This is a genomic window from Sphingobacterium sp. SGG-5 (assembly GCF_011043525.1).
GTDB lineage: Bacteria > Bacteroidota > Bacteroidia > Sphingobacteriales > Sphingobacteriaceae > Sphingobacterium.
Genome location: NZ_JAAKGO010000005.1, coordinates 38,931 through 62,275, shown reverse-complemented (window position 1 = coordinate 62,275; position 23,345 = coordinate 38,931). Strand labels below are relative to the sequence as shown.

Here is a 23,345-nt window from a genome sequence, read left to right as displayed (position 1 = left end):
CCATGTCTGAAAAAATTATAATTCTTGATTTTGGTTCGCAATATACACAGCTGATAGCACGGCGTGTACGGGAGCTGAATGTATATTGTGAAATCCACCCGTTTAATAAAGTCCCCGATTTAGATGAGCATGTCAAAGGGGTGATTTTTTCAGGAAGTCCTTATTCGGTACGGCATGAAGATGCACCTCAAATAGATTATAACCTCTTTCAAGACAGATTTCCACTACTGGCCGTGTGTTATGGCGCACAGTATTTGGCCCAGCAAGGGGGAGGGGAGGTATTACCTTCGGCAATACGGGAATATGGACGTGCCAACCTTCAGTTTGTAGATCAGCAAAATCCCTTGTTGAAAGGAGTACCTGCACAATCACAGGTGTGGATGTCGCATGGTGACACGATCAAGGATGTCCCTGCAGACTACAATATTATCGCCAGTACAGATAAAGTACGGGTAGCGGCTTATCAAATCGGCAATTCGAATACCTATGGTATCCAGTTCCATCCCGAAGTGACACACAGTACGGACGGACAGGTGTTGTTAAAAAACTTCGTCGTCGATATATGTGGTTGTAGCCAAGATTGGACGCCGGATTCGTTTGTGGAATTTACAGTGGCGGAATTGAAAGAACAATTGGGCAACGATCACGTCATCATGGCTTTGTCAGGTGGTGTAGACTCTACGGTTGCCGCTGTACTGTTGCATCACGCCATTGGTAAAAATCTACATTGTTTCTTTGTGGACCATGGCTTGTTGCGCAAAAATGAGTTTGAACAAGTCCTCGATTCCTATAAGAATATGGGACTGAATATAAAAGGCGTCAATGCAAAAGATTTATTCTTTGGAAAGTTAAAGGGTGTTAGTGAGCCTGAGCAAAAACGGAAAATCATTGGAGCCGCTTTTATCGACGTTTTTGATCAAGCCTCAAAAGATATCCAAAAAGAACTACCTGAAGGAGCTGAAGTGAGGTGGTTGGGACAGGGGACGATCTATCCGGATATTATTGAATCGGTGTCGGTAAAGGGACCTTCGGCAACGATAAAATCGCATCATAATGTAGGTGGATTGCCTGACTATATGAAGTTGAAAGTAGTTGAACCTTTGAAAACGTTATTTAAAGATGAGGTAAGACGTGTCGGAAAAACGTTAGAAATAGATCCAAATATCTTAAATCGGCATCCTTTTCCGGGCCCAGGCCTGGGTATCCGTATATTAGGCGATATCAACGAAGAAAAGGTACGGATTTTGCAGGAAGCTGACGATATTTATATTCGCAATTTGAAAGAATCGGGTTGGTATGATAAAATATGGCAGGCAGGTACTATATTTTTACCTGTACAATCGGTAGGTGTCATGGGCGACGAGCGTACCTACGAATATGTGGTCGCACTCCGTGCGGTGGGCTCACTTGACGGAATGACTGCCGATTGGATTCATTTGCCATATGAACTGTTGGCTAAAATTTCAAATGAAATTATCAACCACGTTAAAGGAATTAATAGGGTCGTTTATGATATCAGCTCAAAGCCACCCGCAACGATAGAATGGGAGTAACATCATGAAAAATATATTCGTTCTTTATATCACATGTTTGCTTTTTGGTATTTCGGCCTGTACACCGAAGGTGGGTGTGTTGCGTTCACCGGAATATAAGGGAAATGTAGGAGCTGGAACGGATACGAAGGCGAATCGCGATGATGCCTCTGACAAAGCCATAAAAGATGCTGCGGCAGGTAAAAAGAATCTTTTAGAGTCGAATATAGCCTTAGTGCTTCCGTTTCAGCTTGATCAAATCAGCACATCAGCTATTATGGAGAAGGATGTGAAACGCTCTGCATTGGCGCTTGACTTTTATCAGGGATTTCAGTTAGGTTTGGAAGAATCATCTAAAGACGGTAAAGACTTCGCGCTACATGTATTGGATTCCAGAGATAATGATATTCAAAATGCAACTTTAGCCAAGTCGGAGGCTGTGGAAGACGCCGCCGTGGTAGTCGGACCAGTGTATCCAAAAGAGATTAAATCGTTTGGTCAAAATTTATCGAATAAAAATATTCTTCAGATTAATCCGCTGGCGGCAAGTATGCCTTCGGAGTTTAATCTCCCCAATCTGGTATCGCTGACACCCTCTATAAAGATGCACTCGAATGCTATTGGACAAGCTGTCGCAAAGGAATACAGCGTGGGAGATGTCATCGTCTTATATAACACGACAGATAGTGATGGTCGACAGTTTTTAAGTGGAATGTTGGGTGTTGTCAAACAGGCTGCAGGCCAAGCACACATCGTATCAGTCTCTTCTATAGCGCAGCTGAATGAACAGTTGGCAAACGGAGCGGTAACACATGTTGTCACCGGAACGACGGATAAATTACAAATCCGGCTTTTGGTCACGAATTTGTTTCGGAAAGTCGAAGAGGAAAATTATAACATCCGGTTATATGGACATCCACTTTGGGATCGTTTCGACTGGAGTGTTTATCCCAATTTTTCGAATCTAAAGCCAAAAATTTCTTCTGAAAGCACGATGAAAGAAGGAACGAATGTTCGGAAATTTAGAGAAATGTATCAAGCTGCATATGGCGTACAACCCTCGGATCATTCTTTCAAAGGCTACGATTGCGCGCGCTACTTCGGAACTTTGCTTGCAAAATATGGCAAGGATCAATTGAAGGACAAGCTGGTAGAAGAGCCGTATGAAGGTCTATATAGCCGCTATAGGTTTACACATAACGCTACCTGGGGATACGTCAACGAAGCGGTGGCTATCCGGATGTATCGGTACGGCGGCTTTGAATTATACTAATTTCCGATGAGCCTGAACGAAAAACGTGTCCTGCAGCACATACGGAATTTTGAAAGGGCGCTGGATGCATATACTTACCGTGAACCGTTAGCACGGTTTCTGACGCAATATTACAAACAAAATCGACAGATGGGGTCGTCCGATAGGAAGATGACCTCTCGTTTGTGTTATAATTACTTCCGAATAGGGGATTGGATGAAAGAAGCACCTCTGTTAGAACGACTGACCTATGCGGAATACCTGTGTGAGCACGACTCCCCGATTGTCCAATTGCTTCAGCCACAGCTGTACGAGACAATACAGCAGGACGTTTCTCAAAAGATCTCGCATGTTCAGGCTGTAATAGAAGATTTCTTTCCATTTACTGCCGAATTTTCGTCAGGTATCGATGACAAAGAATTTCTGCAAAGCCAGTTGATTCAACCTGATTTATTTATTCGTTTACGACGCGGAAGTGAAGAAAGAATACTATCTGAATTGAGAAGTAAAGACATCAAATTCAGACAAATTACAGAAAGGACATTGGCCTTACCTAATGGAACAAATCTGCTGCAATTGGATAGGTTGGCCGGTCTTTACGAAATACAAGATTTAAGCTCACAAAGGACGTTGGATGATATAGAAGTGCAACAAGGTGAGAAATGGTGGGATGCCTGTGCCGCTTCGGGCGGTAAGGCTTTATTGCTTTTGGATAAGTATCCTCATGTGAATCTGTTGGTGTCGGATGTCCGCCTCTCAATTTTACGAAACCTAGACGAAAGATTTGAACGAGCGCGTATAAAAACACCGTACCGTAAAAAAATAATTGACCTCACACAAAAGACTCATATTTTGCAGGGAGAAACCTTCGACGGTATTATTTTGGATGCACCTTGTTCGGGGTCGGGGACTTGGGGGAGGACGCCTGAGATGAAAGTTCAGTTCTCCAAAGAAAAACTTCAGGCATTTTCCGAATTACAACGCTCACTCTCATCCAATGTTGTCAGTTCACTAAAGCCGGGGAAGACATTAACATATATTACTTGTTCTGTATATCGGGCAGAAAATGAAGCTATTGTAGATCATTTGGTGACAAATCATAAGATGATATTGAATAAGATGCATATTTTACCAGGGTATCAGGAAAAAGCCGATACCATGTTTGTAGCACAGTTAACCAAACCTTAGTCGCATTTACTGGGAATAACCAGTACAGGACAATGCGATTTCCGAATTACTGATTCCGACACACTGCCAGAAATAAACCAGTCAAATCCTGATCGTCCATTAGACCCCATAACAATGAGGTCTGCAGACCATTCCTGAGACAAGTCCAGAATCTCTTCGCGGATGTTCCCAACCTTGCTGAAGGTAAAAATCTCCTGTGCGTTTGTAAAAGATTCAGAAAGCCCGTCGAGATATTCCTGCGCAGTTTGTACCTGAATTTCAGAAACTTCAGGAACGACGATAGGCTGTTGGCCTAACAAGGGGTCAGCACCATAGCTTGCTGGCGAAGTAGGCGGTATAACCGTTATGAGGGCGACAGTCGTTGTCTCGGAAACCAAATCCTTGGCGTACTCGATCACTTTATGCGAACAAGGCGTATCATCTACGGCCAATAGTATGCGTTTAAATTTAGAGTAGCTCATTTTTAATTATTTAAAGTATCTTCGCATTATAAAACAAACAGGAATATCGAATTGTTTTATGCAACCGATATATTATGGATAAAGTGACTACATCCCTCCCCATTATTCCGCTGCGGGCAGAACCTTCTCATCGAAGTGAGATGGTATCGCAGGTGTTATTCGGAGAAGAACTCGTTGTGCTTTTGAGCCAAGGAGAGTGTATACAAGTCCGTATGCAGGAGACGGCTTACAAAGGCTGGGTACAGCAGTCGCAGGTATCGCCTTTTGTTGGACAACATGCTACGGTCGCTCAACGCATCGTGGGTTTAGACCCGGTATATGTGACAGATGGAAAGCACAAGCGTATGTTGCTGCATACGACACCCATTCATGCACCACAGATACAGATGGGCGATACTCTTTTTCGCTTTGAGGGGGTGTTACGGGAACCGAGTTTAGCCGATTTTGATGCCGAATTTTATCGGTTGATCGATTATTATCTCGGTAGTCCTTATATGTGGGGCGGTCGATCGATATTTGGAATAGACTGTTCGGGCTTTACACAGGCATTTTATGCCCATTTTGGGTTTTTCTTAAAAAGAGATGCCTATCAACAGGCTGATATGGGAACCACTATAGATTTTGTTACGCAGATAAAGCCCGGAGATTTAGCCTTCTTTGATAACAAACAGGGGAGGATTACACACGTTGGAATAATGATGGATAAGCAGACGATTGTCCATGCATCGGGGCAAGTGCGGATCGATAAGATGGATCAACAAGGTATTTTTCGTGAAGACGAAGATCGCTATACGCATAATCTCCGTATTGTTAAAAGATATTTTTGATACTCTGCTCGCAACAAAAAGTCTCATTTTGTCATCAGAAACTGACATCCTGTCTTGAAATATTGGATTGGAACAAGTCTTGATGGGCAATGTTCGATTAATTAAACAACGTAAAAGAGAACAGACTATATGAGCACAGAAAAAGGTACAATCTCGATCCATACCGAGAATATTTTTCCGGTAATCAAAAAATTTCTTTATTCCGATAATGAGATATTCTTACGTGAATTAGTTTCCAATGCAGTAGATGCTTCTCAAAAAATTAAGCGTCTTTCTTCGTTAGGGCAATTTTCTGGAGAAGTTGGTGATCTTACCGTCGATGTCAAGTTTGACGAAAAAGCCAAGACCATTACGATTTCGGATAATGGTATAGGTATGACCGCAGAAGAAATCAAAAAATATATTAACCAGATTGCATTTTCCGGAGCAACAGAGTTCATGGAAAAATTCAAAGAGGCCAATGACGCCAATGAAATCATCGGTCGGTTTGGTTTAGGTTTTTATTCTGCATTTATGGTGGCCGATAAGGTCGAGATCGAATCGCTTTCTTATCAGGAAGGCGCCACTCCGGCGCATTGGACCTGTGACGGTAGCACCTCATACGAAATTTCCGAAGGCACACGTACGACACGCGGTACAGATGTTATTCTACATATCAATGATGATTCGGCAGAATTTCTGGAGAAGTCAAGATTACAGAATATCTTAAATAAATACGCGCAGTTTTTGCCCGTTCCTATTCGTTTTGGCACAAAGACGACGTCGGAGCCGGATGGTGAGGACGAAGAAGGCAAACCTAAATACAAATCTGTCGAGGTTGATAATATAATCAATAATACGAATCCAGCATGGACAAAGGCGCCTGCGGATTTGAAAGATGAGGATTATTTAGCATTTTACCGCGAATTGTATCCCCATTCCATGGACGAACCGTTGTTTTGGATACACTTAAATGTAGATTATCCATTCAACCTGACCGGTATTCTCTATTTCCCGAAAATCAAAAACGAGTTGGAGATCCAACGCAATAAGATTAAGCTTTATTCCCGTCAGGTGTTTATTACGGATGAGGTGAAAGATATCGTGCCGGAATTCCTGATGTTGTTGCACGGTGTGATCGATTCGCCGGATATTCCATTGAATGTTTCGCGCTCGTTTCTCCAAGCAGATAGTAATGTTAAGAAGATCAATAACTATATTACAAAGAAGGTTGCCGACAAATTACAGGAAATATTCAAAGCAGACCGCAAAGGCTTTGAGGAGAAATGGAATGATATAGGTCTCTTTATTAAATATGGTATATTGAGTGATGATAAATTTGCGGAGAAGGCTAATGAATTCTGTTTGATAAGAAATACAAGCAACGAAAGTTTTACCATCAAAGAATATTACGAAAAAGTAAGGGATATTCAGATCGATAAAGACGGAAATATTATTTATCTATATAGCAGCGATCCGGCACAGCAAGATAGTTTTATCAGCACGGCGAAAGCGAAGGGATATGACGTATTGATACTAGATGGTCCGCTCGATAGTCATTTTACGGGCTATCTGGAGCAAAAGGGGGGGGAGAAAGTTCAATTGAAGCGTGTGGATTCGGATGTCATTGATAAGCTGATCCAGAAGGAGGAGGAAATTAAATTGGAGCTTTCGGAGGAAGAAAGCAAAAAGACTGTAGATGTATTCCAAAAAGCAATCAGTCGTTCGGATATGAATGTGCAGGTAGAGGCGCTGCATGCCGACGATTTACCTGTTTCGGTGACTTTGGATGAATTCATGCGCCGTATGAAAGACATGGCTAAGACAGGCGGAGGAATGGGCTTTTATGGTACGTTACCTGACAATTACAAAGTGAGCGTAAATGGAAACCATCCGCTTATCAAACGTATCTTGTCAAGTAGTGAGGAAGAAAGTGAAAAGTTGGCTAAACAAGCTTTTGACTTGGCTTTACTATCACGGGGATTATTGACTGGAGCTGACTTAACTTCTTTTGTTAAACGTAGCGTGGAGCTTATTTAAGCGTTTTTTCAAAATAAATACTTCAACCTCATCTTATTAGTATAGGATGAGGTTTTTTGTTTAAAAAACATTTGGAACGAATACATTTTTAGACTACTTTTGTGTCATCAAAATCACGGTAGGCATAGCTCAGTTGGTTAGAGCACTAGATTGTGGTTCTAGGGGTCGTGGGTTCGAGCCCCATTGCTTACCCAAGAAGCTTCTCTGAAAAGAGAGGCTTTTTTGTTATATTACCCGCCTATATATAGTCAAAAAAATATGACAAAAACTTTTGCAGAAAAAGTCGTTGACTTCAATCTTCATTTACACTATGCGGGAGAACTGCCAAACGGCTTTCGTGTGCTAAATCCTTATCTGGATAATCCGGAGACTTTAGAGGTTATGCAACAATTTTATCATAAATATTATGGAGACCTCGTACAGCGTAAGTTTGTTGTCGGAATAAATCCAAGCCGGCATGGTGCAGGAGTTACAGGAGTGCCTTTTACGGACACCAAACGGCTCAAAAGCATTTGTGGTATTGAAATGAAATCAGCCTACACGCATGAAGTATCTTCTGTTTTCTTGTACGACATGATCACCGCATATGGAGGTGCTGCAGCTTTCTATAAACAATTTTACATCAATTCGCCATTTCCTTTGGCTATTATCCGTCAGGTCGCGGGTAAGTGGGTCAACGCTAATTATTATGACGATCCCCGTCTCTTTGATATGGTCAAAGATTTTATGATAACATCCTTGAAGCAACATATCAGTCTCGGATTAGATACTTCGGAGGTATATGTGCTGGGCAAGAAAAATGCAGGCTTTATCAGCAAATTGAATAAGGAAGCTAAGCTCTTTGACCGTTTGATTGCATTGGAGCATCCTCGCTTCATTCAACAATATAAATCCAAAGAAAAACAATTATATATCGATAAATACCTTTCGGCTTTTAATAACGGATGACATATTATTTCTTGTCATAAGGCAACTTTATTTTAAATCTGCCGTTTTACATTTGTTGTAGTTATATATTCGTAACGTTAACTCTACATCATTATGACACTCAATCCGTATCTAAATTTTGACGGAAATGCAGAAGAGGCATTCCGTTTTTACCAATCCGTTTTCGGCGGAGAATTATTTGTTCAGAAGATGAGCCAAGCTCCTGGAATGGAAAATCTACCCGAAGGCGAGAAAAATAGGGCTATGCATGTAGGCTTACCTATTGGAAATGGTCAATTTTTAATGGCTTCCGACTGCCTGCCCAGCCAAGGGCACATTTTAAATCAGGGAAACAACAATTACATTTCCATTACCCCCGATAGCCGTGAAGAAGCAGATCGGATTTTCAATGGGCTTTCAGCCGGAGGAACAGTAGAGATGCCGATGGATGATATGTTTTGGGGTGACTATTTCGGTTCATTTGTCGACAAATTCGGTGTATGCTGGATGATAAATTTTGCGAATCCAAAATAACATATAGTTGAATATTCTCTATAAGCTATGAAACTTACAGCAAAAGCGACGTTACAAATCCAAAAGCCCATACAGGAAGTTTTTGAAGCCATTGTAACACCTGAAAAAATCACGAAGTATTTCATTTCTGAAAGTACAGGACGTATGGAAACAGGTAAAGAGCTTCATTGGGAATTTGGAGATTTTCCAGGTAAATTTCCCGTGCGTGTTGTCGACATACAACCTAATAAATTCATTTCGTTTGTGTGGGACGACGAAACTGTTGTGAATATTATGTTGGAAGAGCAACCGGACAAAAGTACGGTCGTAAAAGTTACCGAGGGTGAGAAGGAGATGAACGAAGAAAACCTCGAATGGCTTATTGGCAATACCTTTGGTTGGGGAAACTTTCTCGATTGTATGAAAGCTTATCTGGAATATGGAATTCGGCTCCGGAAAGGAGCTTTTGATTATATGAAGAAATAAACCTAATCATTAATAATATGAAGAAAAATAAAATCATCTTTTGGATAGCAACGACTATTATCATCCTTTGGGAAGGTGTGATGCCGCTTAGTACTATACTTTTTTCACCCGAGCAGGCAACCATAGGAACAAGACCGCTGGGCTATCCCGATTATTTCGCTTACGCACTGATTATCTGTAAAGCACTTGGTGTTTTGGCGATTTCCGTCTCAAAAGTGCCAGCTAAGCTGCGTGAATGGGCATATGCAGGGCTTACCTTTAATTTAATCTTTGCATTCATTAGTCATGCCTGCGTAGACCAAAACATTGGATTTATGTTGATGCCATTAGTGGTCTTGGGCATCTTGGCCGTTTCCTATGTATATGGCAATAAGATACGGGCGACAAAAATTTAATACTATGGAAAATAATTCAGTTTCGTTACATCGCGTGATCAAAGCAAGCCCCGAAAAGGTATTTCGGGCATTTGCTGACCCCATCGCCCATGCGACTTGGTTGCCGCCCTATGGCTTTATATGTACTGTGCAGCATATGGATTTTAAAGTGGGAGGGGGGTATCATATGACGTTTATTAATTTCAGTACTGGGAACGGACATTCTTTCGGAGGAAAGTATCTCGAAATTGTACCCAATGCTTTGATTAAGTATAGCGACGCATTTGATGATCCTAATATGCCTGGGGAAATGACAACAACAATATGGCTGAATGCGGTTTCATGTGGTACTGAACTGAAAGTGCTGCAGGAAGGGATTCCCGCAGTAATACCGACAGAAATGTGTTATTTGGGATGGCAGGAATCTTTGGAGAAGCTAATAAAACTTGTAGAACCTGAAATTCCAGACGCGTAAGCAGCTTTCTTTAATCACACAAGGCGCAAGAAATTGCGCCTTGTGTGATCCCGCTGGTACAAAACTCGAACCTTTTACTGGAAGATACTTTGCAATTTTGATAACACACTTTGCAATATTGCATGTATACATGACGCCAATGCATACACGCAAAACGCCACAACATACCGTCTGTGGCGTTTTGAGTACACGTCGCACTGTTTTTACAGTATACAATGCCGTTTTGCGTGATGTGTATGTTGCATGACGTATACGTTATGCTGCACACTGTATATGCGATGCAGCATAGCATACACGCTAAACTGCAATAACCTTATGTTTTCTTGCATTGTATACACGTCATGCTGTATAGCGTACACGTAATATTGCGTTGTATACATGCAAAACTGTTTTGCATACACACATTGTCGTTTTACATGTCCGCAAAACTGTTTTGTATGTTGTCAGAGGTGCACTGTATATACGCAAAATGCCCAACCATTCTCATCCCAGTTCACAAAAAAAGCCTCACTTTTCAGTGAAGCTTTCATTTTGTGAACCCACTGGTACAAAACTCGAACTCTTTATTGGAAGATTTAAGGCGATTGAACCAATTGAAAGACACCTCTTATAAGTATGATCTAGATAAAAATAAAGTTAGCTCCGCTAAACCGAAAATTATCTTAAACACGGAAAAACGGAAATTGTAAAAAATGTCAATAAAGAAAGCTATACTAAAGTCTTCAACCAGCTTTATTACTACATAAAAAATGTCTTCTCAATCGAGCTATACTCAAATTTAAAGCCGGTTTGTTTTATTTTGTAATTGCTGACCCTAGAACCCTTTAACAACATCACGGACATTTCCCCCAAAAATAACCTTACCAGAAATGCTGGTACATTGGGCAAAAAACTCGTTTTTCCGAATGACCTTAGCAGGGCTTTAGAAAAATCATTCATCATAATGTGCTCGGAAGAAACAGCATTAAAAACCCCGCTGAGTTCATCTGTCTTCAAGATGAATTCATACAACCGGACTAAATCCCGGATGTCAATCCAGGGTAAGTATTGCCTGCCATTTCCTAAAGATGTATTGATGCCCAACTTCGCCAAAGGTGCTAATTTTTGATACATACCACCATCTCTCCCAAGGACAACGCCTTTTCTTAAAATCACGGTAGCAACACCCAAACTGTCAAATTGCAGTGCTGTTTTTTCCCATTTCCGGCAAACCGAAGCCAAAAAATCGCTGCCGTTATTGGATTTCTCTGTAAATATTTCATCCGTAGTAATCGCACCATAATAACCTACGGCGGAAGATGAAATGAAGATATCTATGCTAAAATTCCTTGTTTTAACATAGGTAAAAAGTAAATCTATTGCCTTGGTCCGGCTTTCGATTATTTCAACTTTCCTTTTTTCCGTCCAACGCTTTTCGGTAATGTTTGCGCCTGTTAGATTGATGATTTTCGAAACGCCCTCAAATGCTTTTTCGTCAATAAATCCTTTCTTTATATCCCATTCAAAATACCGAATGTTCTCCATGCTGCTGATTTTGTTTCTCCGTGTTAACACATTGACCATATAACCACAATTTACTAGGTGCTTTATCAATGCTTTTCCGACAAAACCTGTACCTCCGGCGATTAATATCTTTTTCATGAATTGATTTTTGAAAGCAGCTCCGGAAAGGCCTGTCTGAACCAGACCGTATAATGTGATGGATTATTTTTTATATCAGATAGAATTTCATCCGCATTCATCCACTTATAGTCCTGTACTTCATCTTTGTTTAAAACAGGACATTGGTCAGAATAACCAACAAAAACATAATCCAGCTCATGCTCTGTCAAATTGTTTTCAACCCGCTCATTGTATATAAATGAATAGACCAATCTTAAATCACATTTCAGTCCCATTTCATAGATTAACCGCTCCTCTGCACTTAAAGCAACAGTTTCTCCCCATTGCGGATGCGAACAACAGGTGTTCGTCCATAACCCTGCTCCGTGGTACTTGTGGCTTGCCCGCTGCTGCAAAAGAAGCTCTCCCTTATCATTAAATATAAATACCGAAAATGCCCGGTGAAGACGCCCTTGCTCGTGGGCCATCAATTTTTCCATTTCAGCAATGGCATTATCGTTTTCATCGACCAACACTACATTGTTTCTCTCCATTTTACTTTAATTAAAGCGTTATTGATTGTTTTCCTTGACGGCTTCTCCATATACTTTCAACGCTCTGTCTCTTGCGAAACTGTGTTCTACTATTTGTTGGGGGTAAGCATCTGTTCCAAATCCGGGAATCCATTTTTTGATATATTCCAACTTCTTATCAAACTTATCGGTTTGAACAGTTGGGTTAAACACCCTGAAATACGGTGCAGCATCACAACCCGAACCCGATGCCCATTGCCAGTTTCCATTGTTGGCCGATAAATCGTAATCGTTCAGCTTTTGTGCAAAGTAGGCTTCACCCCAACGCCAATCTATCAGTAAATGTTTGCACAAAAAACTCCCTGCAATCATCCGTACCCGATTGTGCATAGATCCTGTTTGGTTCAATTGTCGCATTCCTGCATCGACAATCGGATAACCTGTTTTTCCCTCGCACCACTTTTCAAATTCCCATTCATTGTTTCGCCATTTGATGTTATCGTATTTCGATTTAAAAGATTGATTAACCAATTTAGGGAAATGATATAAGATCTGCATAAAAAACTCTCGCCAGATCAATTCATTCAGCCACGTTTGATTGTGGTTCCATGCAAAAGCTACACATTTACGAATACTAATGGTGCCAAATCGAAGAGCGATGCTCAATTCTGTTGTCCGTTGCATTGCAGGATAATCCCTGAATTTGTCGTATTCGTCAATGATTTTTGCATCTAATTTCGGCGGATCAAAAGTGATATCTGTTTTTTCAAAACCGAATTCATTCAACGAATGAATTTCGGCAAACCGCTGTCTGAAAAAATTAGTGCAATCAGGATTATACGACTTGTAATCTTTTTCTGTCAATAGCTCTTTCCATTTTTTTGAATACGGGGTATAAACCGTATAGGGTGTGCCGTCATTTTTCAATACATCGTTTTTATCAAAAATGACCTGGTCTTTGAATGCCTTAAAAGGAATGTTCTGTTCGTTGAAAAACTGGTAAATCTCCGTATCCCGTTTAATGGCTTGCGGTTCATAATCCCGATTGCAGAAAACGCCTTGAACAGCATATTTTTCGGAAAGCATTTTAAAAACATCCAAAGGATTTCCATAAAATGTATTCAATCTTGCGTTGAATGTCTTCAATCCGCTATTTATTGCCGAGAGTACCTGATGGATATAGTCAACCCTTCGGTCTTTTTTATCTTCTAATTTATTTAGGATGGTCTCATCAAAAATAAAAACCGGCAACACGGGTAATTCGGAAGCAAGTGCCTGATACAAACCCACATTGTCTTCCAAACGCAGATCTCTGCGAAACCAAAAAACGGAGACCCTACTTTTCATTCAAAAATGGATTATCGTTCCTGTCGTGCTTTACCCAGATCAGTTTAGAGGTATCATAACCAATCCCTTCTGCAATTCCCAGATAGTTTGCTTTAACCTCTTGGGGAACGTTCTTTGTTCTCGATAAAATCCATAAATACTTTAGGTTTTTTCCCGCAACCAGCGCATACTGGTAATTTTCGTCCAATGCGACCACATTGTAACCAGAATAAAAAGGACCGAAAAAACTTACTTTCAATTTTGCAACATTTTTATCTCCTCTGAACCTTGCTAAACCGTCCGCTTTTTTCCATTCTTGCTTATTATGGTTATAGCCACTGTTCAAGACGATGACATTGCCATTTTCATTCAGGCTGTATTGAGCGGAAACATTGTCCAAGTCCCTTTCAAAACGAGAATCAAAACGGGCAATTTCGTACCAAGTGCCTAAATATTCATCGACATCAAAGTTTTCCACTGCTTTTGCCTTTTTGGGGATCGAGGCACAGGAATTTAAAAGAGCAATTAACGCTATGGAAAAGGCCACTGTTAAAATTTTATTTTTTGCTTTCATCATCTATATGTTTAAACCGTTTAAAAAAATAAAGCACCAAAAGAAACTGCGTATATCCATAAACGGCATCCTCAATTGGTATCGTTAGTATCCGTATACCCAGAAAATCTCCCGGGTTGTAATTTACGATAGGTGTTTCGATCCCAGTCCCCGTCAGTACGCCATTTACAGGAAAAAAACCTAACATCAATATAGTAAACACCAAAGATGCCTTGCCAATCCAATCTACCTGTGCAATGAAATGCAGGTAAATTAAAGTTGCTATAGTGGCGATAGCCGTCATAAGTGTATAGATTTTATCATAATGCAACAAAGCCATAACCGAACAGATAATGACGCTGACAAAAACGATCAGGTTATTTAAGGCGGATAGCCATCCTAACTTGAAAAACTTATCAAAACAGAAATAGGTAAACACGCATGAAAACGGAATGAAAATAAAGAAAAGCCATTCTTCAAGAGGCAAACCCGCTATCACTATTCCCAGTGTATAATCTGTATTGAACCACCAAACACCTTTTGCGGTAAACCATATATCCCAAGAAATAAATGGTATAGCAACCAAAATCGCAGATTTTATAAACGATCCAAAATAACGGTTAAAGAGAATCCGGCTGTCAAAAGATGTGATAAAGCAAATGATGACCGTAAAAAATAATATCATTGAATAAGTATATGCCATCATTTTTTCGCGGAATTAAAATACATTTTGAAATATTTGAAAGGCACATATAAAAACCCGAAACATTCACCGTTTTCTTTTCCGATATGTTTGTGATGTTGTTTGTGTGCCCTGCGCAGTGCCAAAAAATAGGCACTTTGGGTCTGGGACAGAAATTTGATCCGTTGGTGGATAAAAATATCGTGCACAAAAAAATAAGCCATTCCGTAAAGCATAATGCCCAATCCGATATAAAACAGATAGTTGAAATTTTCAAGTGAACCGAAATACATCAAAGCAATCGTGGGTATAGCAAATATGACAAAGAAATAGTCGTTCTTTTCAAGAACGCCCTCATTGCTGTGGTCATGATGGTCTTTGTGCAAAACCCAAAGAAAACCGTGCATAACATATTTATGGATAATCCAGGTTGCCCCTTCCATCAATGTAAACGTGAGCAATACGATTAAAAAAGCCATATCAGTTTTTTATTGGGTTAAAAAGTTTTTCTAAAACGTTGTATCGGAAATCAAAGATGTACGCCAATTTCTTTTTCACAAAAAGTAGATGTGCCATCTTCCCCAAAAAGCCGAAAGGCAATTCATAATCTACCGTATCTTTCATCAGCACTCCGTCTTTATTGGGGATAAATTCGTGAAAATGGCTCCAGTATTTATAAGGTCCTTTCTCCTGAAAATCAGTAAAGCTTTTATTTGATTCCACATGAGTAATTCTCGTTCTCCACTTCAACGGAACTTTCAGCAACGGCGAAACGATATAATCGATCACCATTCCTTCAGCAATCTGTTCGTTGTTATAATCCGACAGCACCGTAAAACCCATATCTTTGGGTGTGATCTTCGAAAGGTTCTTAGGAGAAGAGAAAAAATCCCACGCTGCTTCGATATCGCAATACAATTGTTGCTCCCTGTATAACCTGTGTTTCATAGCTTAGTCTATTAAAAGCATTTCTATATTTTTCTTCAAAATCTCCGACCCAATTTGGTGGCGGTTCTCCTTAATAAATTCGGTATCCTCATTTATGTTTGATTTATAGCCTAAAAAAGACGGTGCATTTTTTTGAACCGAAAGCCGGATAAACCTTAATTCCACATTGGAAGGTTCTTTTTTGATTGCCTGCTCGATGTTTTTCTTCCCTTCTTTAAATGTACCTAGTTTACTTACAGGACTAAAGATGTGATTTGCCCAAATGGTTTGCAAAGCACCTAAATAAGCCAGATGAGTAGCCGAATTATTTTTTGCTTTATCCAAATCCGCAATCATTTTTTCGCACAATTCTTTATCTGATACCAGCTTGTTGTAATTAGCCCTTACTACATCCAAATCTGTTCCATTAAAATTTATCAAAAAGAATATGGCCGATATTAGTAAACCAAGAAATTTCATCACAGACAAGCTGCTTTATATCTTACATAACTTTTGAAAGCTAGATAAGCTTTTTCGGAATTATGGATGCGAATCCTGTTGTTCAATATCTCTTTGGAAGATTTTCTTTTTATCTTTTGGAACAGAGAAAGGTAGTATTTATAGGCCAGATACACGCCGAACATAGATGAATTGGGTAATTTCTTAATGCCGATCAACGCTTCCTTAAACTCTTCCTCTATTTCTTCTTCAATCTGACATTTTACATAATTATCAAATATGCACATATCAATATTCGGAAAATAAGTTCTGCCCAAAATCTGATAATCATCTTTCAGATCCCTTAAAAAATTAACTTTTTGAAAAGCTGATCCCAGTTTCATTGCATAAGGTTTTAATTCACTATACTTTTCCATATTCCCATCTGTAAAAACTTGCAGACACATCAGTCCAACTACTTCGGCTGAACCAAAAATATATTCTTCGTATCGTTCTGAATTGTAATCTATTTTCTGCAAATCCATTTCCATACTATGTAAAAACTGTTCAATGAGACTTTTGTCAATTTTATACTGATTTACTGTTTCCTGGAACGATTGTAGAATAGGGTTGAGCGAAATTCCTTCCTGCAATGCATCGTCGGTTTCTACTTTTAATCGATTCAATAGTTTCTCTTTATCGTACCCGTGAAAACTGTCCACGATTTCATCAGCCAGTCTCACATATCCATATATGGCATAGATAGCGGGACGTATAGACGGTTTCAGCGCTAAAATTCCTAGAGAAAAACTCGTACTATACTTTTGGGTTGTAATCTTGCTTACCGAGCACGATAGTTCGTCAAAGATCTTTTTCATAGTCCTTCTTGTTTAAGTTTGATTATTTCATTTGCTACAATTTTACCAGATAGGATGGACGGAGGAACTCCGGGGCCGGGAACGGTCAATTGACCCGTGTAGAATAAATTTTTCAATCTTTTATTTATTATTTTAGGTTTCAAAACTGCAGTTTGACCAAGTGTGTTTGCCAGTCCGTACGCATTGCCACCGTACGCATTGTAATCTGAAATAAAATCGCTGACACAGAAGCTTCTTTTGTACTCAATCATTGACTGTAAATCGGCTATGCCCGTATGTCTTTCAATTCTTGAAAGCATTTCCATTAAATACTTTTCCCGTGTTAATTCTTCATCGTTTATTCCGATTGCCAAAGGCATCAACAAAAACAGGTTTTCTTTGTCTTTAGGGGCAACGGCATTATCTGTTTTTGATGGGCAACAAACATAAAAAAGAGGCTTTTCCGGCCATTTCTTCTCGCCATAGATACAATCAATGTGTTCGTCTAAGTCATTTTCAAAGAAGAGTGTATGATGTTTTAGGTTGGGAATAATTTGATTGATGCCTAAATAATAGATCAAACTTGATGGTGCAAACGTTCTGCTTTTCCAGTACACCTCAGAATAATTTCTGAGGTCTTTATTTAAAAGCGTTTCTGTATGATGATAATCGGAAGAAGCAATTACAATATCGAATTCATAGGTCTCGCCATTGATAGTTAAAGATCTTACCTTACCATTTTGTGTATTTATGCTTTCAACGGTTTTGTTAAAATAAAAAGTTGCACCTTGGTTTTCGGCTACTTTTTTCATCGCCAATACCAATTGATAGAAGCCACCTATAGGATAATGCGTTCCTAAGGCATAACCCCCATAGTTCATCAAACTATACAATGCAGGAATATTTTTTGGCGAAGCACCCAGAAAAATCACAGGAAACTCCATCAATGTTCTTAATTTTTCACTTTTGAAGTATTTAGCAACATAGGTTCTGAAGTTCGTCAGCAAATCCAATCTCAATGCACTTTTAGTTATTTTAGGAGAAATGAATTCTGACCAATTATGGCAAGGCTTATTCACGAAATCCTGCATACCGACTTCATATTTGAATTTAGCCGATCGCATAAATTTTTCTAATTGTAATCCTGCACCCTTTTCGATTTGTTCGAACAAGATTTTTAATTCCTCTAAACTTTCAGATACACTGATTTTCTCTTGTGAAAAAATCATTTCAAACTGTGGGTTTAATGAAATCAACTCGAAGAAATCAGAGATTTTGTAGCCGAAATCAGCAAAAAAACTTTCAATAATATCAGGCATCCAGTACCAACTTGGTCCCATATCAAATACGTAACCTTGTTGGGTAGAAAATTGCCTTGCTCTTCCACCTGGCTGCTCGTGTTTTTCAAATACGTGAACCTCATTTCCCGCTTTTGCCAAATAAGCTGTAGCAGACAATCCCGAAAAACCGGAACCGATAACGGCTATTTTTTTCTTCATCGCCTTTTATCTTTTAAAACTTCATTCAATAAATATTCTGGTTCAATATTTTTATCGTAGATCTGTTGATGAAAATCATTGAGTTTATTGAGCAACCTGATCAATTCCATTTTTTCGTTATGGGTTAAATCTCCTGTAACGATTTCAGTTGCTTTTCTGATTTTGTCCATTTGCTTTTCTAAAACCTGAATTCCCTTATTGCTTATTTTTAAAACTTTACTTCTTTTGTCGGTCTCAGAATCGGTTTGATTTACCCAACCTTGTGCAATCAACCGGTTGATAACTTGCATTCCGGCAGGTTTTTCATGTACATTCTTTTTTATCAAGTCCATTTTGGTCATTTCTCCAAAAGCTTTTAGGTTAATGAGGTAGATAAAATCTTCCTGTGTTGAAAAATCCGATCCGAATATGGCGGACTTGGAATAACTCTTGGCATATCTGTTCATATGGACAATTAAAGTATTAATGACACTTTCTGCACTACGTCCCTTTTCTTTTCCATCCCAATTAGGTTCATTATTTTTTTCTTCACCTTTATAATTGGCAACTATCCATCTTTTAAAACCTTCGATATCATTAGGGTATGTTCTTCCTTGAAGAATATCTTCTTCAAATTCCTCAAGCAGATTGACAACATTTTTTAAAATATCATATTTCATATAATTATATTAGTTCACAAATATACTATATTCAACTTATTAAATGTATAAATTTATACTAAATTCTTTGCGGGTTTATTTTTAGCAATACAAGACTCTTGGTAAGGTCGGTAGTATATATATTATAAGGATGTAATTAGTGGATGAAACGGCAATAATGTATCATTCAATTTATTACCGAAAATTAGCTAATAATAAATATTGGAGGTGAATCTTATAGAAAGAAAAGAAATAAAAGCTTACCCAAAAACCATATGGACTGTTTAACAAATCAGGTAGAAATAAAACAATGGTTGGTTGTTGACAAAAGCGACTGGGTAACCACAAGTGAAGATACTCATACCAAAAAAAGCCAAAAGGTACCCTTTGGATTCAAATGGCGCCTTTTGGCTTTTGTTTGTGATCCCGCTGGGATTCGAACCCAGGACCCATACATTAAAAGTGTATTGCTCTACCAGCTGAGCTACGGAATCTTACTATATACTTCGTTTGTTTGAAGTGCTGCAAAGGTAATTATTTTTGTATTATATGCCAACAAAAATTTGGTGTTTTTCAATTTGACCCCATTTCGTTAATTCAGATTTGGACTTTTAGGAAAATTAGCTACATGTGCATATTTCGGACCCAGATTGATAAGTGTACGTTTCCATAAGTCTTCACCGTCGTTAAGAAATATTAAAAATTGATCGTAGTCCCGATGAACGGCCCAATTGTTTTGATCGATTTCATCATTCAGTTGACCCGTGGACCAACCCGAATAGCCCAGAAAAAATTTGATCTCCTCGGGCTGTATAAGATCTTCATTTATCAAAAACACCAACCGTTCAAAATCGCCACCCCAATAGACATCCTGATAAACCTTCGTACCCGAAAGTAGTCTGTCATAAGCTCGGTGGAGGAAGAACAACGCATTACTTTGAACCGGACCGCCGAAATACAACTTGAATTTTTCATTTTGTATGTCGTCCGAGAGATCCGACAAAAGTAGTGTCGACTGATGATTTAAGACTAAACCTACCGTGCCATCCTCATTATGCTCGCAGAGCATGACGACAGAACGTTCGAAGTTTGGGTCTAACATGAAGGGTTCCGAGACAAGCAAAGAGCCTTGAACAGGCGTATTCGAGTTAAACATGATAGCGTCCTCTAATGTGATGATTTAAATCTACTAAAAAAGTATAGTTTTTCGAAATTATTGCGTAGCTTTTCTTAAGTTTGTCACTTCATATTGATAGGTAATGGCAATTGAGCACAAGGATATAGCAGCTATCCGGGAGGATTATTCACAAGGGAGCCTTGCGGAGAATGATGTAGAAGATAACCCTATTTCTCAATTCACGATCTGGTTTGAGCAAGCTATTCAGGCGAAGGTGACAGAACCTACTGCTATGGTGTTATCGACCATCAGTGCTATCGGTTTTCCGTCATCCCGGGTGGTATTGCTGAAAGACGTAAAAGAGGATGGTTTCAGTTTCTTTACGAATTTCAAAAGCCAGAAAGGACAAGACTTACAGCTGAATAACCGCGCAAGTTTATTGTTTTTTTGGCCTGAACTGCAACGTCAGGTTCGCATTGAAGGTTTTGTCGAGCGTCTTTCAGAAGAAGATTCAGACGAATACTTTGCCAGTCGTCCCCGCGGAAGTCAAATTGGGGCTTGGGCTTCTCCCCAGAGTCAGGCGATTGAAAACAGAACGCATTTAGAAGAATTGGTTGTGCAACAGGAGCGGTCCTTTAGCGATAGACCGGACGTTCCCCGTCCACCTTTTTGGGGAGGTTTCTTTGTCCGGCCCGTGCGATTTGAATTTTGGCAGGGAAGGAGCTCGAGATTGCACGATAGAATAGCCTATCAAAAAGAAGATGTACAATGGAAAATCAACCGCCTCGCACCATGATAGAAAAGATTGTTGAAGATATTAAGAATACATTTGGAGAAGATTGTTTAGTGCGCTATGAAGATGCTGGGCTTCAACCTGTCTTATCGGTAAATCCAAGCTATTTGGTACAGTTGTGTGCCTGGTTACGCGATAACCCTTACTATCATTTTGACTTCTTATCGAATATTACGGCAGTAGATTATTACCCCGAACCACGCTTTGCTGTTGTCTACAACCTCGCCTCTCTTCCATTTCAATATCAGCTTACATTACGTGTTGAACTTGATAATGACCGGTCGTCAGATCACCTTCCTGAACTACCGTCTGTTTCTTCTGTATGGCGGACAGCGGATTGGCACGAACGAGAGGCCTTCGATTTAATGGGCGTGTTTTTTAACGACCATCCCGACCTCAGGCGAATCCTGATGCCGGACGACTGGCAGGGGTTTCCGTTGCGTAAAGATTATGAAGATCCGGAAGAATATCACGGAATACCGATCAAATAATTAACGACGATTATGGATGTGAAATATAATGCAGGCTACAATAAATATAAAGATAGAATCCAACAAATAGGCTCTACCGAGATGGTAATTAATATGGGGCCTCAGCATCCATCTACGCATGGTGTTTTGCGATTGGAACTCATAACGGATGGAGAGCTTGTCAAGGAAGTCATTCCACACTTAGGGTATCTGCACCGTTGTTTTGATAAGCACGCCGAGTCCATGAACTATACAAAAGCCATTCCTTTTACAGATCGATTGGATTATTTGGCATCGATGAACAACAGCCATGCGTTTGTGATGGGCGTAGAGCGCATGTTGGGTATAGACCAGAAGTTGCCTAAACGGGTGGAGTATATCCGTGCACTCGTCTGTGAGCTGAACCGGATAGCATCCCATCTTATCGCGATAGGAACTTACGGAATTGATATCGGTGCCTTCACGCCTTTTATGTGGTGTTTTAGAGACAGAGAGCACATCATGAATATGTTGGAATGGACATCCGGATCGCGGATGTTGTACAACTATATATGGATTGGTGGTTTGTATTATGATTTGCCGGTCGGATTTGAGGAGCGGTGTAAAGAATTTGTAGATTACTTCAAACCCAAACTACAGGAATTGGATGACCTCCTTTCGACCAACCAGATATTTATTTCCCGAACCGCCAATATAGGTGTTTTACCTGCCAATGTAGCCATCAATTATGGTTGTTCCGGTCCCATGCTTCGCGCCAGTGGAATAAAATGGGATCTGCGACGAATAGACGGATATTCGGTTTATCCGGAATTGGAGTTTGAGATACCAGTAGGAAAAGGAGAAATGGGAGCCGTAGGGGATTGCTGGGACCGATATAAGGTCCGGGTAGACGAGGTGCGGGAGTCTGTTCGTATCATTGAGCAATGTCTGGAAAGGCTCACATCCGATTTTAAACGTACGGTTGATTTTGATCCCAGAGCGTTGGTGCCCCGGAAGGTAAATATAAAGGCACAGCAGTATTATGTGCGCGCCGAAAACCCGAAAGGCGAACTGGGATTCTATTTTGAAACACAAGATAAGACAGATATCCCACGTCGGGTGAAAGCGCGGGGACCAAGTTTTAACAACCTTTCGGTTATATCCGAGCTGGGAAAAGGTGTTCTGATCTCCGACCTTATATCCATATTAGGCTCTATAGATATTGTATTGGGTGAGGTAGATCGCTAATCGCGTTGTGCTATTAATTTAGCGACATACTTGCCGATAATATCAAACTCCAGATTAACTGTCGATCCTAGCTCCACATGTTGTAAATTGGTATGAGCCAACGTATAAGGGATAATGGCTACCGAAAACCGGTTAGATTGGGAATTCACGACAGTCAGGCTAACACCATTCACCGTTATCGAGCCCTTTTCCACCGTAATATTTTCATTTGAAGGAGTATATTCAAAAGTAAATAACCAACTGCCGTGCTGATCTGCCTTTTCTACGCAAACCGCTGTTTGGTCCACGTGGCCTTGGACAATATGCCCATCCAATCGCCCCCCAACCAAAGTGCAACGCTCAAGATTGACAAGGTCACCTACTTCCAGCGAAGAAAGATTGGTTTTTTGTAATGTTTCTGCGATTGCTGTTACCTGATGCAGATTGTTCTCTGCATATACTACCGTAAGACAAACACCATTATGAGAGACACTCTGATCAATCTTTAATTCATTAGAGATGGAAGATTCAATATATATATGAAGATTTTCTTGCTCTGTTTCGATTTTCTTTACAACACCTAAGATCTCTATAATCCCTGTAAACATAGTTTTTGTCATTCTTTGCGTAAAGATAATGAGTTTATTCGG

The 23,345-nt window shown here is 39.8% G+C and carries 27 protein-coding genes and 2 tRNA genes; 14 read left to right on the top strand and 15 right to left on the bottom strand.

Translation table 11 applies throughout. From position 1 onward, the window contains the following. Positions 1 to 2 precede the first annotated feature (2 nt). From guaA to G5B30_RS08855, 3 genes are read left to right on the top strand one after another with little or no spacing between them, the layout of a single operon-like run. Complete coding sequence (guaA, locus tag G5B30_RS08865; protein ID WP_165319631.1) at positions 3 to 1,553, top strand: glutamine-hydrolyzing GMP synthase; 1,551 nt, start codon at positions 3 to 5, stop codon at positions 1,551 to 1,553. A gap of 4 nt (positions 1,554 to 1,557) precedes the next feature. Next, a complete protein-coding gene (locus G5B30_RS08860) occupies positions 1,558 to 2,805 on the top strand; it encodes an ABC transporter substrate-binding protein (RefSeq protein WP_165319630.1) in 1,248 nt (415 codons plus the stop codon). Positions 2,806 to 2,811: 6 nt separating this feature from the next. Further along, entirely contained in the window at positions 2,812 to 3,972 is a 1,161-nt protein-coding gene (locus tag G5B30_RS08855) for an RsmB/NOP family class I SAM-dependent RNA methyltransferase (protein WP_165319629.1), read from the top strand. On the opposite strand, the gene G5B30_RS08850 is transcribed toward G5B30_RS08855, so the two are convergent. Continuing rightward, the gene (locus G5B30_RS08850) at positions 3,969 to 4,433 is read right to left on the bottom strand and encodes a universal stress protein (protein ID WP_165319628.1); all 465 of its coding nucleotides are present in this window, start codon (positions 4,431 to 4,433) and stop codon (positions 3,969 to 3,971) included. The two genes, G5B30_RS08855 and G5B30_RS08850, sit on opposite strands and share 4 nt — an antisense overlap. A gap of 74 nt (positions 4,434 to 4,507) precedes the next feature. Between G5B30_RS08850 and G5B30_RS08845 the strand changes: the two genes are divergently transcribed. The 8 genes from G5B30_RS08845 to G5B30_RS08810 all read left to right on the top strand — a co-directional run bounded on the left by G5B30_RS08845 (position 4,508) and on the right by G5B30_RS08810 (position 10,054). Beyond that, a complete protein-coding gene (locus G5B30_RS08845) occupies positions 4,508 to 5,260 on the top strand; it encodes a C40 family peptidase (RefSeq protein ID WP_165319627.1) in 753 nt (250 codons plus the stop codon). 129 nt (positions 5,261 to 5,389) lie between these two features. Further along, on the top strand, positions 5,390 to 7,279 hold the full coding sequence (gene htpG, locus G5B30_RS08840; RefSeq protein WP_165319626.1) for a molecular chaperone HtpG: 1,890 nt from the start codon (positions 5,390 to 5,392) through the stop codon (positions 7,277 to 7,279). Positions 7,280 to 7,397: 118 nt separating this feature from the next. Continuing rightward, a tRNA-His gene (locus G5B30_RS08835) sits at positions 7,398 to 7,471 on the top strand. A gap of 66 nt (positions 7,472 to 7,537) precedes the next feature. Continuing rightward, positions 7,538 to 8,227 carry an SMUG2 DNA glycosylase family protein gene (locus G5B30_RS08830; RefSeq protein WP_165319625.1) on the top strand — a complete coding sequence of 230 codons (690 nt, stop codon included), beginning with the start codon at positions 7,538 to 7,540 and terminating at the stop codon, positions 8,225 to 8,227. Positions 8,228 to 8,320: 93 nt separating this feature from the next. Then, complete coding sequence (locus G5B30_RS08825) at positions 8,321 to 8,740, top strand: VOC family protein (RefSeq protein WP_165319624.1); 420 nt, start codon at positions 8,321 to 8,323, stop codon at positions 8,738 to 8,740. Positions 8,741 to 8,767: 27 nt separating this feature from the next. Further along, positions 8,768 to 9,205 carry an SRPBCC domain-containing protein gene (locus G5B30_RS08820; protein ID WP_165319623.1) on the top strand — a complete coding sequence of 146 codons (438 nt, stop codon included), beginning with the start codon at positions 8,768 to 8,770 and terminating at the stop codon, positions 9,203 to 9,205. 17 nt (positions 9,206 to 9,222) lie between these two features. Further along, on the top strand, positions 9,223 to 9,600 hold the full coding sequence (locus G5B30_RS08815) for a DoxX family protein (RefSeq protein ID WP_165319622.1): 378 nt from the start codon (positions 9,223 to 9,225) through the stop codon (positions 9,598 to 9,600). 4 nt (positions 9,601 to 9,604) lie between these two features. Further along, positions 9,605 to 10,054, top strand: coding sequence for an SRPBCC family protein (locus G5B30_RS08810; protein WP_165319621.1), 450 nt, complete (start codon positions 9,605 to 9,607; stop codon positions 10,052 to 10,054). Between the two features lie 738 nt (positions 10,055 to 10,792). Here the strand turns inward: G5B30_RS08810 and G5B30_RS08805 are convergent. The 13 genes from G5B30_RS08805 to G5B30_RS08745 form a co-directional block, all read right to left on the bottom strand. After that, complete coding sequence (locus G5B30_RS08805; protein WP_165319620.1) at positions 10,793 to 11,695, bottom strand: TIGR01777 family oxidoreductase; 903 nt, start codon at positions 11,693 to 11,695, stop codon at positions 10,793 to 10,795. Then, a complete protein-coding gene (gene idi / locus G5B30_RS08800; protein WP_165319619.1) occupies positions 11,692 to 12,210 on the bottom strand; it encodes an isopentenyl-diphosphate Delta-isomerase in 519 nt (172 codons plus the stop codon). The genes G5B30_RS08805 and idi overlap by 4 nt, the downstream gene beginning before the upstream one ends. Before the next feature lie 18 nt (positions 12,211 to 12,228). Continuing rightward, entirely contained in the window at positions 12,229 to 13,536 is a 1,308-nt protein-coding gene (locus G5B30_RS08795) for a cryptochrome/photolyase family protein (RefSeq protein WP_165319618.1), read from the bottom strand. After that, positions 13,526 to 14,089: a lipocalin family protein gene (locus tag G5B30_RS08790; protein ID WP_165319900.1), complete on the bottom strand. Its 564-nt coding sequence runs from the start codon at positions 14,087 to 14,089 to the stop codon at positions 13,526 to 13,528. The genes G5B30_RS08795 and G5B30_RS08790 overlap by 11 nt, the downstream gene beginning before the upstream one ends. Beyond that, positions 14,073 to 14,753, bottom strand: a complete 681-nt coding sequence (locus G5B30_RS08785; RefSeq protein WP_240903159.1) for a lycopene cyclase domain-containing protein — start codon at positions 14,751 to 14,753, stop codon at positions 14,073 to 14,075. The genes G5B30_RS08790 and G5B30_RS08785 overlap by 17 nt, the downstream gene beginning before the upstream one ends. Before the next feature lie 17 nt (positions 14,754 to 14,770). Then, positions 14,771 to 15,229 carry a sterol desaturase family protein gene (locus tag G5B30_RS08780; protein WP_165319616.1) on the bottom strand — a complete coding sequence of 153 codons (459 nt, stop codon included), beginning with the start codon at positions 15,227 to 15,229 and terminating at the stop codon, positions 14,771 to 14,773. A 1-nt stretch (position 15,230) separates the two neighbouring features. Beyond that, a complete protein-coding gene (locus G5B30_RS08775) occupies positions 15,231 to 15,698 on the bottom strand; it encodes an SRPBCC family protein (RefSeq protein WP_165319615.1) in 468 nt (155 codons plus the stop codon). 3 nt (positions 15,699 to 15,701) lie between these two features. After that, on the bottom strand, positions 15,702 to 16,094 hold the full coding sequence (locus G5B30_RS08770; protein WP_240903158.1) for a hypothetical protein: 393 nt from the start codon (positions 16,092 to 16,094) through the stop codon (positions 15,702 to 15,704). Between the two features lie 62 nt (positions 16,095 to 16,156). After that, a complete protein-coding gene (locus G5B30_RS08765) occupies positions 16,157 to 16,993 on the bottom strand; it encodes a phytoene/squalene synthase family protein (RefSeq protein WP_165319614.1) in 837 nt (278 codons plus the stop codon). Then, a complete protein-coding gene (locus G5B30_RS08760; RefSeq protein ID WP_165319613.1) occupies positions 16,990 to 18,471 on the bottom strand; it encodes a phytoene desaturase family protein in 1,482 nt (493 codons plus the stop codon). The genes G5B30_RS08765 and G5B30_RS08760 overlap by 4 nt, the downstream gene beginning before the upstream one ends. Further along, positions 18,468 to 19,130 carry a MarR family winged helix-turn-helix transcriptional regulator gene (locus tag G5B30_RS08755; RefSeq protein ID WP_091099023.1) on the bottom strand — a complete coding sequence of 221 codons (663 nt, stop codon included), beginning with the start codon at positions 19,128 to 19,130 and terminating at the stop codon, positions 18,468 to 18,470. The genes G5B30_RS08760 and G5B30_RS08755 overlap by 4 nt, the downstream gene beginning before the upstream one ends. Before the next feature lie 400 nt (positions 19,131 to 19,530). Further along, positions 19,531 to 19,603, bottom strand: a tRNA-Lys gene (locus G5B30_RS08750). A gap of 98 nt (positions 19,604 to 19,701) precedes the next feature. Beyond that, positions 19,702 to 20,265, bottom strand: a complete 564-nt coding sequence (locus G5B30_RS08745) for a YqgE/AlgH family protein (RefSeq protein WP_165319612.1) — start codon at positions 20,263 to 20,265, stop codon at positions 19,702 to 19,704. Between the two features lie 103 nt (positions 20,266 to 20,368). Here G5B30_RS08745 and pdxH point away from each other — a divergent pair, with 103 nt between their 5' ends. The 3 genes from pdxH to G5B30_RS08730 are packed head-to-tail and all read left to right on the top strand — an operon-like array spanning position 20,369 to position 22,716. After that, entirely contained in the window at positions 20,369 to 21,022 is a 654-nt protein-coding gene (gene pdxH / locus G5B30_RS08740; RefSeq protein WP_165319611.1) for a pyridoxamine 5'-phosphate oxidase, read from the top strand. Continuing rightward, positions 20,995 to 21,510, top strand: a complete 516-nt coding sequence (locus tag G5B30_RS08735) for an NADH-quinone oxidoreductase subunit C (protein ID WP_240903157.1) — start codon at positions 20,995 to 20,997, stop codon at positions 21,508 to 21,510. The genes pdxH and G5B30_RS08735 overlap by 28 nt, the downstream gene beginning before the upstream one ends. A 12-nt stretch (positions 21,511 to 21,522) precedes the next feature. Continuing rightward, the gene (locus tag G5B30_RS08730; RefSeq protein ID WP_165319610.1) at positions 21,523 to 22,716 is read left to right on the top strand and encodes an NADH-quinone oxidoreductase subunit D; all 1,194 of its coding nucleotides are present in this window, start codon (positions 21,523 to 21,525) and stop codon (positions 22,714 to 22,716) included. On the opposite strand, the gene G5B30_RS08725 is transcribed toward G5B30_RS08730, so the two are convergent. After that, the gene (locus tag G5B30_RS08725) at positions 22,713 to 23,303 is read right to left on the bottom strand and encodes a riboflavin synthase (protein WP_165319897.1); all 591 of its coding nucleotides are present in this window, start codon (positions 23,301 to 23,303) and stop codon (positions 22,713 to 22,715) included. The genes G5B30_RS08730 and G5B30_RS08725 overlap by 4 nt on opposite strands. Positions 23,304 to 23,345: the final 42 nt, after the last annotated feature.